Annotated in this window: 10 protein-coding genes and 1 pseudogene; 7 read left to right on the top strand and 4 right to left on the bottom strand. The window is 60.4% G+C overall.

Features of this window, described 5'->3' with window-relative positions:
• Positions 1-1,041: 1,041 nt before the first annotated feature.
• Positions 1,042-2,061 carry a patatin-like phospholipase family protein gene (locus tag JO965_RS11645; protein WP_203443765.1) on the top strand — a complete coding sequence of 340 codons (1,020 nt, stop codon included), beginning with the start codon at positions 1,042-1,044 and terminating at the stop codon, positions 2,059-2,061.
• Between the two features lie 91 nt (positions 2,062-2,152).
• Here JO965_RS11645 and JO965_RS11650 read toward each other — a convergent pair whose 3' ends face one another.
• Complete coding sequence (locus JO965_RS11650; RefSeq protein ID WP_203443766.1) at positions 2,153-2,731, bottom strand: L,D-transpeptidase; 579 nt, start codon at positions 2,729-2,731, stop codon at positions 2,153-2,155.
• 172 nt (positions 2,732-2,903) lie between these two features.
• Here JO965_RS11650 and JO965_RS11655 point away from each other — a divergent pair, with 172 nt between their 5' ends.
• The 4 genes and pseudogenes from JO965_RS11655 (at position 2,904) to JO965_RS11670 (ending at position 6,229) form a co-directional block, all read left to right on the top strand.
• The gene (locus JO965_RS11655) at positions 2,904-3,179 is read left to right on the top strand and encodes a heme-binding protein (protein ID WP_246776824.1); all 276 of its coding nucleotides are present in this window, start codon (positions 2,904-2,906) and stop codon (positions 3,177-3,179) included.
• A 46-nt stretch (positions 3,180-3,225) separates the two neighbouring features.
• Positions 3,226-4,027: pseudogene (locus tag JO965_RS11660) on the top strand (SDR family oxidoreductase).
• A 101-nt stretch (positions 4,028-4,128) separates the two neighbouring features.
• Positions 4,129-4,656, top strand: a complete 528-nt coding sequence (locus JO965_RS11665; RefSeq protein ID WP_246776827.1) for a nuclear transport factor 2 family protein — start codon at positions 4,129-4,131, stop codon at positions 4,654-4,656.
• Positions 4,657-4,909: 253 nt separating this feature from the next.
• Positions 4,910-6,229, top strand: coding sequence for a low temperature requirement protein A (locus tag JO965_RS11670; RefSeq protein WP_203443768.1), 1,320 nt, complete (start codon positions 4,910-4,912; stop codon positions 6,227-6,229).
• A 92-nt stretch (positions 6,230-6,321) separates the two neighbouring features.
• On the opposite strand, the gene JO965_RS11675 is transcribed toward JO965_RS11670, so the two are convergent.
• Genes JO965_RS11675 through hemA form a run of 3 tightly spaced genes read right to left on the bottom strand, consistent with a single transcriptional unit; the run spans position 6,322 to position 11,878 of the window.
• Entirely contained in the window at positions 6,322-9,405 is a 3,084-nt protein-coding gene (locus JO965_RS11675) for an efflux RND transporter permease subunit (RefSeq protein ID WP_203443769.1), read from the bottom strand.
• Positions 9,402-10,655, bottom strand: a complete 1,254-nt coding sequence (locus JO965_RS11680) for an efflux RND transporter periplasmic adaptor subunit (RefSeq protein ID WP_203443770.1) — start codon at positions 10,653-10,655, stop codon at positions 9,402-9,404. Before JO965_RS11680 ends, JO965_RS11675 begins: the two co-directional genes overlap by 4 nt.
• A complete protein-coding gene (hemA, locus tag JO965_RS11685; RefSeq protein ID WP_246776875.1) occupies positions 10,652-11,878 on the bottom strand; it encodes a 5-aminolevulinate synthase in 1,227 nt (408 codons plus the stop codon). The genes JO965_RS11680 and hemA overlap by 4 nt, the downstream gene beginning before the upstream one ends.
• 822 nt (positions 11,879-12,700) lie before the next feature.
• On the opposite strand from hemA, the gene JO965_RS11690 reads away from it, so the two are divergent.
• Both JO965_RS11690 and JO965_RS11695 read left to right on the top strand, forming a co-directional pair.
• Positions 12,701-14,020, top strand: coding sequence for a sensor histidine kinase (locus JO965_RS11690; RefSeq protein ID WP_203443772.1), 1,320 nt, complete (start codon positions 12,701-12,703; stop codon positions 14,018-14,020).
• On the top strand, positions 14,013-14,669 hold the full coding sequence (locus JO965_RS11695; RefSeq protein WP_203443773.1) for a response regulator transcription factor: 657 nt from the start codon (positions 14,013-14,015) through the stop codon (positions 14,667-14,669). The genes JO965_RS11690 and JO965_RS11695 overlap by 8 nt, the downstream gene beginning before the upstream one ends.
• The last annotated feature ends 257 nt before the right edge of the window (positions 14,670-14,926 follow it).

Below are 14,926 nucleotides of genomic sequence, written 5' to 3' on the forward strand. Positions count from 1 at the left end.
CCGGCCGTACGGTACTCGTTGATGGCATCTATCGGGTGCCCGTGGAGTGCGCACGATAGCGGACCAATCCGTCACCTGGGGCTTGCTGCTCGGGTCGCTGCATGGGCGGCCCACGCGGGGGCATGCCACGTCCGAACAATGCCGCCGCGTTCAATGAACTCTACTTGCCTAGAGTACGCCTTGCCCGAATGTCGGCCTGTGGATCATCATTGGTTCCGGCTTAGGCAGCCGGGACTGGCGAACCGACTGGCATTTACTTGCGTGATGCGACAACTCGCGGACGAGATCGGCAGAACGATCGTGAGATTATTGGCCGAAGGGCCAAGCGGAGGGACAAGCTCGATCGGATCAAAGGCATTCCTGGGCTCGTAGGTTGAACCGACGAGATACAAAGGAATCTGACCAGACGAGCCGCGCGGTCTCACTCTCAGGACAAGAGGACTGCTCTGACCAACCAGTCGATCGCGGGATTGAGCCTCCGCATGCACGGGAATGATTGCGGATGCGATAGCGATAAGGGCAACAAGGGAGGCGGATATGTGAGGCATGAATTATCCTCCTCAACATGGGCACGTCTGAGCGAGTTACGGTTCCTTGCCGCACCGGCGGTTCTCTTCGACGGCGACCGTATGAGGATGAGACTACGCCATTCTGCACCGTCCGCTTGACCGTCAGGGCCATCGGCTTGACATTGCGAGACACCCGGAAGGCTCGAGTCTCTCGCCATAATGTCCACTGACATCAAAGCCAGCAACTGACGGCTGAGATGATTGGCTCCGACGCAGACTTCGATACGGATCGGACGTGCTGGCATGTTGCCAGTCGAGATTCGAGCTCTCGCCGAGGCAGCTTCTGGCGCAGGATGATGGCGCCGAGCGTATCCAGGCCGACGCTCTCATGATAGCTTTCCAGACAGAACAAATGAGGCTGGCTTCGACATGCCACGGCACTGACGCCGCGGCGACTTGACCTGTCGCAGCCTGCTGACACGACGTTTGGAGCGGATCTTCCTCAGAGTTTCAGGCTCGGCGGAGACACCCAATGAAACGAAGTCCGGTCCTGATCGATCTTGCCCTCCAGGGTGGGGGATCTCATGGTGCATTCACCTGGGGGGTTCTGGATCGGCTTCTCGAGGAGCCCTGGCTTCGCATCGCGGCCATTTCAGGCACATCGGCCGGTGCAATGAACGCCGCCGTGCTGGCCGATGGCTGGCTCGAGGGTGGTGCCGAAGGAGCCCGCCATGCGCTTGACCGATACTGGCGGCGGGTGTCGCGCGCCGCGGCCTTCAGCCCCTTGCAACGATCTCCGCTGGACCGCCTGATGGGCCGCTGGACGCTCGACACATCCCCGGCCTATGTCGCAATGGACTTGGCATCAAGGCTTCTCTCACCCTACGACCTCAACCCATCGGGCTTCAATCCGCTGCGCCAAATTCTGGCCGAGAGCGTCGATTTCGACCGTCTGAGCCAGTCCCCGATCCAGTTGTTCGTCACGGCGACGAGTGTTCGAACCGGGCGCGGGCGTATCTTCCGGAATGGCGAGATCACGCCCGATGTGCTTCTTGCGTCCGCCTGCCTTCCAACCATGTTCGCGGCCATTCAAATTGACGGCGAGTTCTATTGGGATGGTGGCTATGCGGGCAATCCCACCATCACGCCATTGGTCCGTGAGAGCGACGCGCATGACACCATCCTGGTGCAGATCAATCCGCCCGAGCGGAGGGAGATGCCGCGCACGGCCACCGACATCCTCAACCGCCTCAACGAGATTTCATTCAACTCTCCCTTGATGAAGGAACTTCGCATGATCGCCCTTCTGCGCCAGGTGGCTGATCCTGGGACGGGAGAGGGGGCTCGCTGGGCACAGATGCGGACGCACCGGATCAGGAGCGACATGTTGGCGGAATTCGGGGCATCGTCGAAGCTCAATGGCGAGTGGGACTTCGTGTCGATGCTGCGAGCGGAGGGGCGTCGAGCCGCCAGTGAATTCCTGGACACCAACGCCGATGACCTCGGCAAACGCTCCACGGCCGATCTGGATATCTTGCTGGCGGAGTGTTGAACGTCAGCCTGTCAGGGATGGCTGCCGGCACGGTCCACACGTCTGTCGGCTGAATACTGGCGAGAGAAACAAGATTCCATCCCAGCGTATGTCAGCGCAATACCACGACCCTGGTGCCGATGCGGGTCCGGTTGTAGAGATCGATGACGTCGGCATTGGTCATCCGAATGCAGCCGGACGAGACGGCATAACCGATGGTCTCCGGCTCATTGGAGCCGTGAATCCTGTACATGGAAGAGCCAAGATAAAGCGCCCTGGCGCCCAGCGGGTTGCCCAAGCCACCTTCCATGTAGCCCGGCAGATCGGGGCGGCGGCGGCGCATTGCGGCCGGAGGGCTCCAGGATGGCCATTCCCGCTTCATGCTGACCGTCTTGATTCCGGTCCAGGTGAAGCCCGGGCGCCCGACGCCGACGCCGTACTGGATGGCCTGTCCGGTACCGAGCACGAAATAGAGCCGGCGCTGACTGGTGGAGATGACGATGGTGCCGGGACGCTGGGCGCCGGCCCAGGCGACCAGCCGCCGCGCGGTCGGGGAGATCGGCCCACCAAACAGGCGCTCGAAGAAGCTGGCGGGCTCTCGGCCAGGGAAGGCACCGGTCTGCGCGCTGGCGGAGCCCGTGACTGCCACACTGCACGCAAACGCCACGACCGTGAACACGAAGCGGATCATGCGGACCTCCCGCGCGTGGAATGGCACAGCTTCAACGCATCGCGCCCAGCCTCCGGTTCCACGCCAATCGGAAGTGCTCCGAAAGGGGACGACTTGCGCCAGGGCCCTGGCAAGGAGGCCGTTCGTCCTTCAACCGGGTTGAGTCGTCGATATCATGCGCCTGGATGGGGCGGTGTTGGCATCCATCGACATTGCCATGCGCAAAGCCTCGACGGCCGTATTGTTTCAGGCCAACAGCGAGGCCGTCTGGGAGTATTGCAAGCCGGGCGCTCCTGCCCCAGGGCTGGAACTGACAAATGGCGGCCTGGCTCCGTTCGGCGGCGGCATGCCGCTCAGGGGACCGGATGGAGAGGTCATCGGAGCTCTGGGCGTATCCGGCGGCACTGTCGCGCAGGATGTTGAAGTCGCGCACGCGGGCTTTGCGGCCTTCGAAGCTCTGACTCGCTGAGACGAGCCCGCTTTCACCTCCGTTTCCAAAACCACGGGAGCAACGTATGTCAAAGACCATTCTAATCACCGGCGCGGGGGCCGGCTTCGGCAAGGGCGCCGCCATTGGCATGGCGAAGAACGGCCACAACATTATCGCCACCACCCAGGTCTCGTCGCAGGTCACTCCGCTGCGCGAGGAAGCCAAGGCGCTGGGGCTCCAGAATTTCCGGGTCGAACGCCTCGACCTGACGGATCCCTATGACATCGCCCAGGCGCAGACATGGGACTTCGACGTGCTTTGGAACAACGCTGGCATGGGTGAGGCCGGGCCTGTCTGGGAGATACCCGTCGATCTCGTCCGCAAGAACTACGAGGTCAACGTCTTCCTGCCATTGGTGCTCACCCAGGGTGTCGTGCGCCGCTGGGTGTCGGAGGGCAAGAGGGGCAAGGTCGTCTTCACCTCGTCCATGGGCGGCCTGTTCACGCCGGCCAACTGGGAACCTATGTCTCGACCAAGCATGCGCTGGAATCGATCGCCGAGGCGCTGCAACAGGAGCTTTCGCCGTACGGTACAAGGTCCAGACGATCAATCCCGGCGCGTACTACACCGGCTACAACGAGACGATGGCCGACAACCCCTTCCGCTGGTTGGACGACGATAAGCATTTCACCAAGCGGGCCGATCTGCGCAGGGGCTTCGACGACTTCTTTGCCACGCCGGAAGGACGCATGGACCCGCAGGAAATGATCGACCGGATGATCGAGATCGTTCCCGCCGATAGCGGCAAGTTCCGCAACGTGGTGCCGAAAAAGATCGAAGACATGCTGCGAAACCATCAGCTCGCAGCCTGGGACAATCAGATCTGACCTTTCGGCGGCGGGCCATCTCCGCCGCCGGCAGTTCTAAAGACGATGCGACTTTCAGAGGGCGAGGTAGTCACAAGACCTTTTTTGAAAGGAACCGAGAGATGAGCACGAAAATGCCAGAACCGGCGAAGCGCAGGACTGTCAGCGGCGCCATGGCCTTCGCCGTAGCTGGATTGGTGCCGATCGCCGGTGCTCAAGACAGCCTAGCCCAGACAGGCGATATTCAAGCTGCAAACAAGGCAATTATCCAGCCTGGGTTCGACGCTTGGGCGGCCGGTACCGGCAGTCCCTACGACCTGCTTGCGGACAATGTGAAGTGGACTATAACCGGGAATTCGCTGGCTTCGAAAACCTATGGCAGCCGTGAAGCCTTCATTGGCGAAGTCATCCGGCCCTTCAACGCGCGCATGAGCGTCGGTCTCAAGCCGACCATTCGCCAGATGTACGCAGACGGCGATACCGTGATCGTCTTCTTCGACGCGAGTGGCACGGCCAAGGATGGCGTACCTTATGCCAATACTTATGCCTGGTTCCTTCAGTTGCGCGATGGAAAGATCACCAATGCGTCAGCGTTCTTCGACAGCATTGCGTTCAACGAGTTATGGACGCGGGTGCCGTTCCCTCAGTAAGCCGTTCTTGCCTTGCAGCCAACCGGAGAAAGGCCGTAGCTCAGAGATCGTTAAATGGCAGGGCAACAGTCACGGGGCAATTTCGTCCGCAATGCAGGCCCGTACCGCCGGCAGGCTGGCCGGCGCTGTCCCTGTGGCCAAACAGTTAGGCCTACTTTAGAATCGGGACCGCGGAACGTCGGGTTCCTTGGCCCGTGACGGTCCCCGCTTTCGCAAATGCGTTGCCCCTAGGGACACCAACGAGAGACGGTTTATGAACGCCACGCCGACCGGCTCCGAGACACTCCACCATCATACCCGACCAATGGGCGGCCGCGACCCGCACGAGGCTCACCGCGTCGCGACCCCGCTCGAACTCCTGTTCGACCTGACGTTCGTCGTCAGCTTTGGGCTCGCGGCCTCCCAATTCGCCCATGCGCTGGCGGAGGGCCACTACGCCGCTGCCCTGATCGGCTTCGGTTTCGCGAGTTTCTCCATCTGCTGGGCCTGGGTCAATTTCTCTTGGTTCTCCTCGGCTTATGATACGGATGACTGGATTTTTCGCCTCGTCACCATGGTGCAGATGATCGGCGTGCTGATCCTGGCCATCGGTCTGCCGCGCATGTTCGCGTCGATTGAGCACGGCGAACACCTCGACAACTCGGTGATGGTGCTCGGTTATGTGATCATGCGCGTCGCCATGGTGTTCCAATGGCTGCGTGCGGCCAAGCAGGACCCCGCCCGGCGCCGTGCTTGCCTGACCTATGCCGTCGCCATCTCGATCGCCCAGCTCGGCTGGGCGGTGCTGATCTTTTTCGACTTCTCGCTCGGCGTGACCTTGATCCTCAGTTGCACCCTCGCGCTCATCGAACTGGCGGGACCTTTAATCGCCGAGAACAGGGACGGAGGCACGCCCTGGCATGTCCATCATATTGTCGAACGCCACGGCCTGTTTGCGATCATCGCCCTCGGCGAGGGGGTCGTGGGAACGCTCGCGACGCTGTCGGCCGTGGTCGAGGGACAGGGGTGGACCGTAGATGCGGCGCTGGTCTGTCTCGCTGGCATTGGGCTTACCTTCGGCATGTGGTGGGTCTATTATATGCTGCCGTCGGCGCAGATCCTCCACGCCCACCGCAACCGGTCCTTCGTCTGGGGCTACGGTCAAATGGTGATCGTTACCGCCATCGTTGCGACAGGCGCCGGGCTGCATGTTGCAGCCTACTTTCTTGAGCACAAGGCCCATATCGGCGCGCCTGCGACGGTGCTTAGTGTCGCCATTCCGGTCGGCGTCTTTCTCGGATCGATCTATGCGCTCTACACCTATCTTGTCGGCCGGTTCGATCCCTTTCATGTCTGGTTGCTGGTCGGAACCGCCGCGGTAGCGACGCTTGCGGTGATTGTGGCATTCGCCGGTGTCGACATGGCGATTTGCCTTGTGATCCTTATGTTCGCACCGGCCGTCACAGTTCTCGGCTATGAAATCCTTGGACACCGCCACGAAGCTGAAGCCCTTGCGAAGGAGAGTGAGGCTCCTCTGAGCGGACCCCCACGCGTGCATGCGGAGGCGCCATTACCTCATACCGATCGGCCGTAACGCTTCTGGACGTCAGCATCTTTGCTCGATTGGTGCCCGCCTAAGCCGGATGATGTACGAGGACCGACATCCGACCCGCATAGAATCTTCCGCTATGCTGGGTGTCTTTTGCTTATCCAGAACAGTCGCCGTGCAGCGTCAGAGATCTTCTCCAGGTAAAGGTACAGTACCGGCGTGATGTAGAGAGTGAGCAACTGTGACACGACCAAGCCCCCAATTACCGCGACTCCAAGCGGCTGACGGAGCTCAGAGCCTGCGCCATAACCAATGGCAATCGGAATGGCACCAGCCAGCGCCACGGCAGTGGTCATCATGATCGGGCGAAAGCGGATCAGGCAGGCCTCCCGGATTGCATCAGACGGTGAGAGGCCTTCTCGCTGACGGACAATCGCCTGGTCGACCATCATGATGGCATTCTTTTTGACGATCCCGAACAGCAACAGGATGCCAATCAGCCCCATAATGTCCAATTCCATCTGATATAGGTGGAGAGCGGCGACCGCTCCGATGGCGGCGGCCGGCAACCCAGCCAGGATCGTGATGGGATGTACAAGGCTCTCGTACAGCATGCCAAGGACGATGTAGATCGTCAGGATCGCCGCCGCGAGCAGCAGCGGCTGATTGTGCACCATGTCCTGGAAGACGCGAGCCGTTCCGGCGAATCCGGTCGTTACACTTGCAGGAACGCCCTCTTGGACCTTGAGAGCCTTGATCCGATTTACGGCTTCACCAAGCGAAACCCCCGTCGGTGTATCGAAGGAGATCGTCACGACCGGCCGCTGCCCCAGCTGGGTGATGGAGCGCGGGCTCGCCGTTCGCTCAATGGTGGCAAAGGATGAAAGCGGGACCAGAACGCCGCTTGCCGACCGAATGGTCACGAGCTCGAGTGGGTTCATCGTTCGGGCAAGGCGGGGATCAAACCCGATCAGAACCTGATAGCTGTCCGCACTGTCGCGGATCGTCGCGGCCTGCCGCGTAGCGAAACCGGTGTGCAGAGTGGAGCGCAACTGCTCGGTCGTGATTCCGAGTTGGCGTGCCTTATCACGGTCGACGCGGATGGCGGCGTGCAGGGCTGTCTCCTGTGCATCCGCCTGGACGGCGATGAACATGTCATCCTGGCTCATCCGATGAGCGAGCCGTGCGGACCAGTGCTGCAGCTCAGCAAGGGTTTGAGCTTGCACTGTAAGCTGGTATGCGCTTCGGCCAGACTGGTTTCCCATCCGGGCATTCTGGGCAGTTGTGACAAGACTCTCGACTCCGGGTAGCGGATCCAGATCCCGGCGCAAATCCATCAGCACCTGCGAGAGTGGTGGCCGCTCGGCCTTGGCTTTCAGCTCCACAAACAGACGCCCTTCATTGAGGCTTGTGGTGGCTGTCGCGCCGATCTCTGAAACCACCTCGGCCACGTGAGGGGAGGCGCGCAGCACCTGTTCGACCTGCCGCTGCAACTCGACCATGGCCGGGAAGGAGACGTCTTGGCGCGCGCGGGTCGAGATCATGACCTGTCCGATATCCTCCTGCGGGAGAAAGCCTTTGGGAATGGTTCGAAACATCCAGCCGGCGGCGACAAGGCTGACGAGGAACAGGATCAGCATCAGTAAACGAAACCGCAGGCCCAAGCCGAGGCATACGCCATAGCAGTGTGTCAGTCCCGACATCGCACGATACGCCAGGTTGTGGCGGTCGTCTTCCTGCTGTCTGGCACCGGGCAGACGGGCGGCGAGCATTGGACTAAGGCTTAAGGATATCAGAGCGGAAATCGCCAGGGAGATCGAGACCGTGATGGCGAATGGGCTGAGAATGCGCCCGACCACGCCATCCATCAGCAGCAATGGAATGAACGCCGCGATGAGCGATGCAGTGATCGACATGACCGTGAAGGTAACCTCCCTCGCTCCCTTCAGGGCTGCCGTGTGGGGCGGTGTTCCAGCCTCAATGTGCCGTACGATGTTGTCGGTCACCACGATGGCATCATCAACCACGAGACCAACCGAAAGGGTCAGGGCCAGCAGCGTGATGTTGTCCAGGGACAAACCGAGGGCGTACATGGCCGCAAAGGTGGCCACAATCGAGACCGGGATGGTGACACTGGGGATCAGAGTTGTGGCAAGACGGCCGATGCCGAGATAAAGGACGGCGCAGACGAGACCGATGGTGAGCACCAAGGTGAAGGTGACATCCTGGATGGCTGCGCGGATCGAAACAGAGCGATCATTCATCGTCGTGAGGGATACGCCAGGCCCGAGCTCCTCCTGGATACCGGGCAGGGCTGCCCGAATCTGGTCCACCACTTCAATCGTGCTGGCATCGGGCTGGCGCTGCACTGCCAGAACTAGCGCGGGTGAGCCATTGTGCCAGCTGGCGCGCTGATCGTCCTCAACGGAGTCGATCACATTGGCGATGTCGCCCAAGCGAACAGGCCGTCCCTTGAGGTTCGCGACAATGAGATCGCGCCAGGCGCGTGCGTCACCGAGCTGGGTTGAGACCTCGATGGTGAGCTTCTGGTCTGATCTTGAGAGAGAGCCGACGGGCGTCTGGGCGTTGGCGGCGCGGACGGCGCGCTCCACCTCGTCCACGCCGATGCCACGGGCCGCTAGGGTCAGCGGATCAAGCTGGATGCGTACCGCATACTTTTGGCTGCCGGATATTGTGACCTGGGCGACCCCGGCAACCGCAGACAAGCGTGGGGCGATCACGGTACGAACGAACGCATCGAGCCGCCACAGAGGATACGTGTCGCTTCTGAGGACAATCAGCACGACCGGAGCGTCCGCAGGGTTGAGCTTGCGATGAATTGGCGGGCTCGCCATCTCAATCGGCAACTGTGGCTGCGCGCGGGCGATGGCGGATTGGACATCTGCCGCCGCCATATCGATGTCGCGCTCAAGCGCAAACTCCAGAGTAATCGAGGACGCGCCCTGAATATTGGTTGCACTGATCTCCCGAACGGACGGGATGGTCGAAAACTCCTTGATCAATGGCGTCGAGACATTGGTCGCCATGGTCTCGGGGCTCGCACCGGGAAACGAGGTCGAGACGGAAATGGTGGGGATATCAATGCGGGGCAGGGCGGCAGCAGAGAGATGCCGATAGGCAAGAAGTCCGGTAAGGGTCAGGGCCGCAGTCAGCAGGAGTGTGGCAACGGGCCGTCTGATGAAGGGGGCCGAAACATTCATGGGCGCACGGGCCGGGCATCGGCGGTGCGGGAGCCCTGAGACACCGGTGCTGGGGCCAAGGCCGCCTCCACAATCAAACTGCCGTCGCGCAGGCGAGCCTGGCCTTCGACCACCACGCGCTCGCCGGGCGTGAGCCCTTCGGTGATGACGGCCTCGTCATGGTTTGTATCGAGAGGCTGAACCCGCCGCATCTCGACGATATCGCCCCTTCCAACGACGAAGACATGAGGGCCGCTGTGTCCCGTCTGCAGCGCGACAAGGGGAACGGCCGCCGCCTGGGGATTCATACCGAGCGTCAGTTCAACACGAACATACTGACCTGGCCATAGTCCGTCATAGGTCTTCAGGGTGGCCTTGACGAGAATGGTGCCTGAACCGACATCGACCGACGAGTCGATGAATGTCAGCTCCGCCTCTGCGGAGAGTTGACCGTCCCGACCGGCAAAAACTCGAACGCGGCCCTTGTCCTCGGAGCCCGCAAGGGCCGCACGTAGCAAAGGAAGGTCGTGCTCAGGCAAGGAGAACGAGACCTGCAAGGGTGATATCCGTGTGATGGTGACCAATCCATCCCCGGATGGATCGGAGCCGCGCACGACATGGCCCTCGCTCCCCTGCACGACACCGGCACGTCCACTGATCGGGGCAGTGATCCGAGTGTGCCCCAGCCTGGTCCGATCCATGTCCAGGGTCGCCTCACTCGCGGCAACATTCGCCGCGGCAATCCTGACCTCGGCGGCGGCCTCTTCGGCCTGGGTGTGGGTGGCGACGGAGCGGGCCAGCAACTCCTGGGTTCGCTTGAGCGCAGCCTGCGCTTTGGCCAGCACGGCTCGGTCGCGATTCAGAACTGCTTCGCCGCGAGCGATCTGCGCTTGGAGTTCGCGATCGTCAAGGCGAAACAGAAGATCCCCAGCAGCAACTTCTGCGCCGTCATGAATGTGCCGCTCAACAATGGTGCCATCGATGCGGGCCCGCACAGTAACCCGTGCCGTTGGTTCGATCCAGCCGATGCTCGTCCGTGTGATAGGTATCGCCTTTGCCCGGACAGGAGCAGTGATCACGGCGACTGAAGGTGGGCTCTTCTGCGAGAGCGAAGTCTGGACTGATGCCGGAGGCTCGGAAGTCTGACTTGAGGTCCCTAGTACTTTGGCCACGGAGGCTCGAGCCGAGGCCTGTCCTTCCGCTCCTGCCAACACGTACCAGAGACCGCCGGCGGTCAGTGTTGTGAGCAGGAGAAGAGCAGTACGGATCACTGTCTGCGCCCCACTCGCCGAGCTGTTTTCATGCGCTCTCGCGCATCGAGCACGAGTCCCCGGAAGGAGAGGCCGAGCGCCTTCCAGGTGTCAGTCAAGGCCTCCGTGAGGGCCGCAATGTGATCGTCCGAGTGCAGAGGACCGGGCGTGATGCGCAGCCGCTCGGTGCTGCGGGGCACGGTGGGATAGTTGATCGGCTGGATATAGATGCCGTGCTTGTTCAGCAGCCGGTCCGAGGCCGCCTTACAGGCTTCCGCATCGCCGACCATCACCGGCACGATATGCGTGGGGGTCGCCAGTACCGGCAGGTCGGCGTGGATCAGCGCTTCCTTGACCTTGGCGACTTGAAGCTGCTGGGCCTGCCGCTCTGTCCGTGAACTCTTGAGGTGCCGGATCGAGGCGGTGGCGGCCGCGGCGACGGCCGGGGGCAGGGCGGTGGTGAAGATGAAGCCGGGCGCGAAGCTGCGGATGGCATCCATCACGGCCCGGGTGCCGGTCAGATAGCCGCCCATGACGCCGAACGCCTTGCCCAAAGTGCCCTCGATCACATCGATCCGGTGCATGACCCCGAGGCGTTCCGCCAGCCCAGCGCCGCGCGGGCCATACATGCCGACCGCATGGACCTCGTCGATATAGGTCATGGCGCCATAGCGCTCGGCCAGGTCGCAGATCTGGCGGATGGGCGCGATATCGCCATCCATGGAATAGACGCTCTCGAACACGATCAGCTTCGGCCTCTCGCCGGCGGCCTGGAGCAACTCCTCCAGATGTTCGAGATCGTTGTGGCGGAAGATCGCCTTGTCGCAGCCGGACTGGCGCACGCCCTCGATCATCGAGTTGTGGTTGAGCGCATCCGACAGGATCAGACAGTTCGGGATCAGCTTGGCCAGCGTCGCGATGCCGGTCTGGTTCGAGACATAGCCCGAGGTGAAGACCAGCGCCGCCTCTTTGCCGTGCAGGTCGGCGAGCTCGGCCTCGAGCGTCACGATGGGATTGCTGTTGCCGGAGATGTTGCGGGTGCCGCCGGCGCCGGTGCCGAGGCGCCAGGCGGCCTCGACCATGGCGCGGGTGACGTCCCGGTTCTGGCCCATGCCGAGATAGTCGTTGGAGCACCAGACGGTGATCGGACGGGGACCGTCCGGGGCATGCCAGATCGCCTGCGGATAGCGGCCGGCCAAGCGCTCGATATCGGCAAAAACGCGGTAGCGCCGCTCGGCCTGCAGGCGCTCGAGGGCTGACGTGAAGAATTGACCATAATCTGGAGACGTTGCTCCGGATCGGGCCGTTACCGAAGTCCATCCTGAAAGCCCTGGAGGTAATGAAGCTAAGTCTGGAGTGACCCTTGTGTCGAAAGTGTCAGTGAGGTTTGCCCAGCATCGTGGAAACGGAAGTGCACCACTGCATTGTCTGTCTGCAACCATTGAAGCCCCCGTGACAACAGCCATTTCCGACCATCTTAACGATGAGTGGATCAGCGGTGGGGTGCAATACGGACTGAAGTCCGATGGAGTGCCAACTAAAGTCTGCCGGGTGGGAAACGGTCTGTTCCGATAGGTGCCGCTGAGAGGTCCGAATGATGCTTATGATCCCCGGGAAGCGCGCCTGAAGAATGTTTCCGGGTGCCGGGGTAGCGCCCATTTCACGAACAGCATAGCGCGATCGAAAGGAGTAACTCGACAGAGATATCTCGCAAATCAAGCATCCCATCTTTGGCCATATGAGGCTGAGTCGACAAATCGGCGCGGCCCAACTCGGTGCTAAAGCATTATATAGACAGAACTTTTGGAGATTCCCGCAGAAGCTCGATCCGTCTTGTTCTGCATCTCTATTGCAAGGAAGGCTACTCGTCTGGACGAAAGTCCAGTCCCGTATCCGACCAAGGTCGATTGCAGGAAAACTTACCCCTATGTACCTTCACGCTTCCTGGGGCCACATTCGGGGCAACGATGTCAGAGTGGGTGTCACCGACAAGGACGCACGGCCGGAGTCTAAGTCGAGTTCCCGCGAGCCTGACCCGCCAGTTCGCACTGACTGGCAGCGTCATTATGCTTGTGGCAATGATGGCCGCTGGCTTGTTCACGGCCGAGATTGTATCGAAAGCAACAATCGAGAACACTGCCTCTGCAACGGCTCTCCTCCTGGACAGCATTCTCGAGCCGCTCACTCAAGACCTGGTGACAGAGAAAGTCTTGCCTGCCAAGCAGGCAGCCGAGTTGGATCGTTTACTTGGAGCAGATCAGTTTAGGCAGCGGTTCCCGTATCTAGAGATCTGGAGGGAGGGTGGACTCGTCGCCTATTCAACGACACCAGGTTTGGTTGGTCAGAGATTCCCTCCGCCCGACGGACTTGTAAGAGCCCTGAAAGGGGAGGTTTCTGCACAGTACATCGATTTGAATGCTCGAGAACATCTGATCCGGGCGATCAGCAGTAAGTATCTAGAAATCTACATTCCCATTCGCGAGGATCGCTCAGGCCGCGTCATTGCCGTCGCTGAGATTCACGAGAGTCCTGCATCCCTCGAGCGCGAGCTTTGGTGGCTGCGTCTCAAAAGTTGGTTGGCAATCGGGGGGGCAACCTCGCTTATCATGATAGGTCTGTTCGGTATCGTCTACCGGGGCAACCAGCTTATCCTGCTCCAGAAGCGGCAACTCGAAGAGCGATTGGTAGAAATTGAACAAATGTACCGACACAACCGCATCCTCAAGGATCGGGCCCAGCGTGCCTCTGGCCGGGTTGCCGAGCTGACCGAGAACAATTTGCGGAGAATTGGTGCGGATTTACATGATGGTCCTGCGCAGCTCATTGGTTTGGCAGCCCTATCCGTGGAGCACGTTAGGCGCGCCGAAGCACCCGCGGAACGGGAGAAGGAGCTGGGGGCCTTGAGCTGCGTCCTCTCAGATGCTCTTCGTGACATCCGAACTGTATCAAAAGGACTGATACTGCCGGAGATAGAAGGATTGCCGCTCCCTGATATCATCAAACGAGTGGTCTCTGATCACGAGCGGCGCACTGGAACGAAGGTTGTCGTTCATTGCGGTGAGATTTCAGGTGTCCTCACGGATGCGATCAAAATATGCGCTTACCGTTTCCTCCAGGAGGGGCTCAACAATGCCTTCCGCCATGCGAGCGGCAACGGTCAGACAGTGATGTGCAGGCTCGATGACGCCGCTCTAAATCTAGTCGTGCAGGATGATGGAGGAATGAGCACCAGCGGCATGAATGGTCTGGATTTCGGCTTGGGTCTTATCGGATTAAGAGAAAGAGTCGAGAGCTTGGGCGGTGTCTTTTGCGTGAGCCAGCGGGCGGGTGGGGGGACCAAAGTTGAAATGACCGTTGTTATCGCTGAGGAAAGCCAAGATGGTTGAAAAAACCCGTATTGTTGTGGTGGATGACCATGCGCTGTTGCGGGCTGGGCTTGTACGGGCGCTCGCACTTGACCCCATGATCGAGATCGTTGGCGAAGGTGCCTCAGCGACGGATGCGATCGAGCTTGCGAGAATTCACGCACCTGATCTCATCTTGCTCGACATATCGATGCCTGGAAATGGAATAGAGGCAGCACGCGCGATCCGAGATCTTCCAAGTGCTCCCCGGGTCGTAATGCTGACTGTTTCAGCGGACGACGACGACGTGATGCGCGCACTTGAGGCTGGCGCCGTGGGCTATATCCTCAAAGGGATCGATGCTCGAGATATAATTATGGCCGTGACAAGCGTGAAGGCCGGCGGATCATTCATGTCTCCTGACCTCGCATTACGCTTATTGTCGAATAATGCGCAGGTGCAGGCAAACCCGCTTTTATCGCTTTCTGAGCTTGAGAAACGTATACTGAGCTTGATCTCCGAAGGGTTGACCACTCGTAAAGTCAGCGAGAAGTTGGATCTTACGGACAAGTCGATCGAGTTCCACGTGACCAACATCCTGAAGAAATTCAGCGCTACGAACCGTGTCGGGGCAGCGCTGATCCCCACGCAGCTATGGGGTGAGTTCGAGAGCAGCGTGAAGCTACACTGAATTTCCTGGATTATCCTGCCAACCGCTTCGGTAAGCTATCGCCCAAGTAATGAAGGCGTAGTCTATTGGACCCGTCGATGTCTGAGACTCGGCGTTGGCGAAAGACCAATGCCTTGAAGACTTCTTCGGTCTTTGGATCTGCGCCCATGGAGAACGGCGGAATAAGTTTTGCCGGCAGGGTATGGATCAGTTCTCTTTCGGAAGTTCGATATGTCGCTGCCCAATCAAAGCCTTTCTGCGATATCAAAACGTGTACC

Source organism: Microvirga sp. VF16, from assembly GCF_016864375.1.
Classification (GTDB): domain Bacteria; phylum Pseudomonadota; class Alphaproteobacteria; order Rhizobiales; family Beijerinckiaceae; genus Microvirga.

Coding starts and splice junctions, on each gene's coding strand:
- JO965_RS11665 (WP_246776827.1), top strand. CDS start 4,129: ATGAGCACGAAAATGCCAGAACCGGCGAAGCGCAGGACTGTCAGCGGC.
- JO965_RS11670 (WP_203443768.1), top strand. CDS start 4,910: ATGAACGCCACGCCGACCGGCTCCGAGACACTCCACCATCATACCCGA.
- JO965_RS11690 (WP_203443772.1), top strand. CDS start 12,701: ATGCTTGTGGCAATGATGGCCGCTGGCTTGTTCACGGCCGAGATTGTA.
- JO965_RS11675 (WP_203443769.1), bottom strand. CDS start 9,405: ATGAATGTTTCGGCCCCCTTCATCAGACGGCCCGTTGCCACACTCCTG.
- JO965_RS11695 (WP_203443773.1), top strand. CDS start 14,013: ATGGTTGAAAAAACCCGTATTGTTGTGGTGGATGACCATGCGCTGTTG.
- JO965_RS11650 (WP_203443766.1), bottom strand. CDS start 2,731: ATGATCCGCTTCGTGTTCACGGTCGTGGCGTTTGCGTGCAGTGTGGCA.
- JO965_RS11645 (WP_203443765.1), top strand. CDS start 1,042: ATGAAACGAAGTCCGGTCCTGATCGATCTTGCCCTCCAGGGTGGGGGA.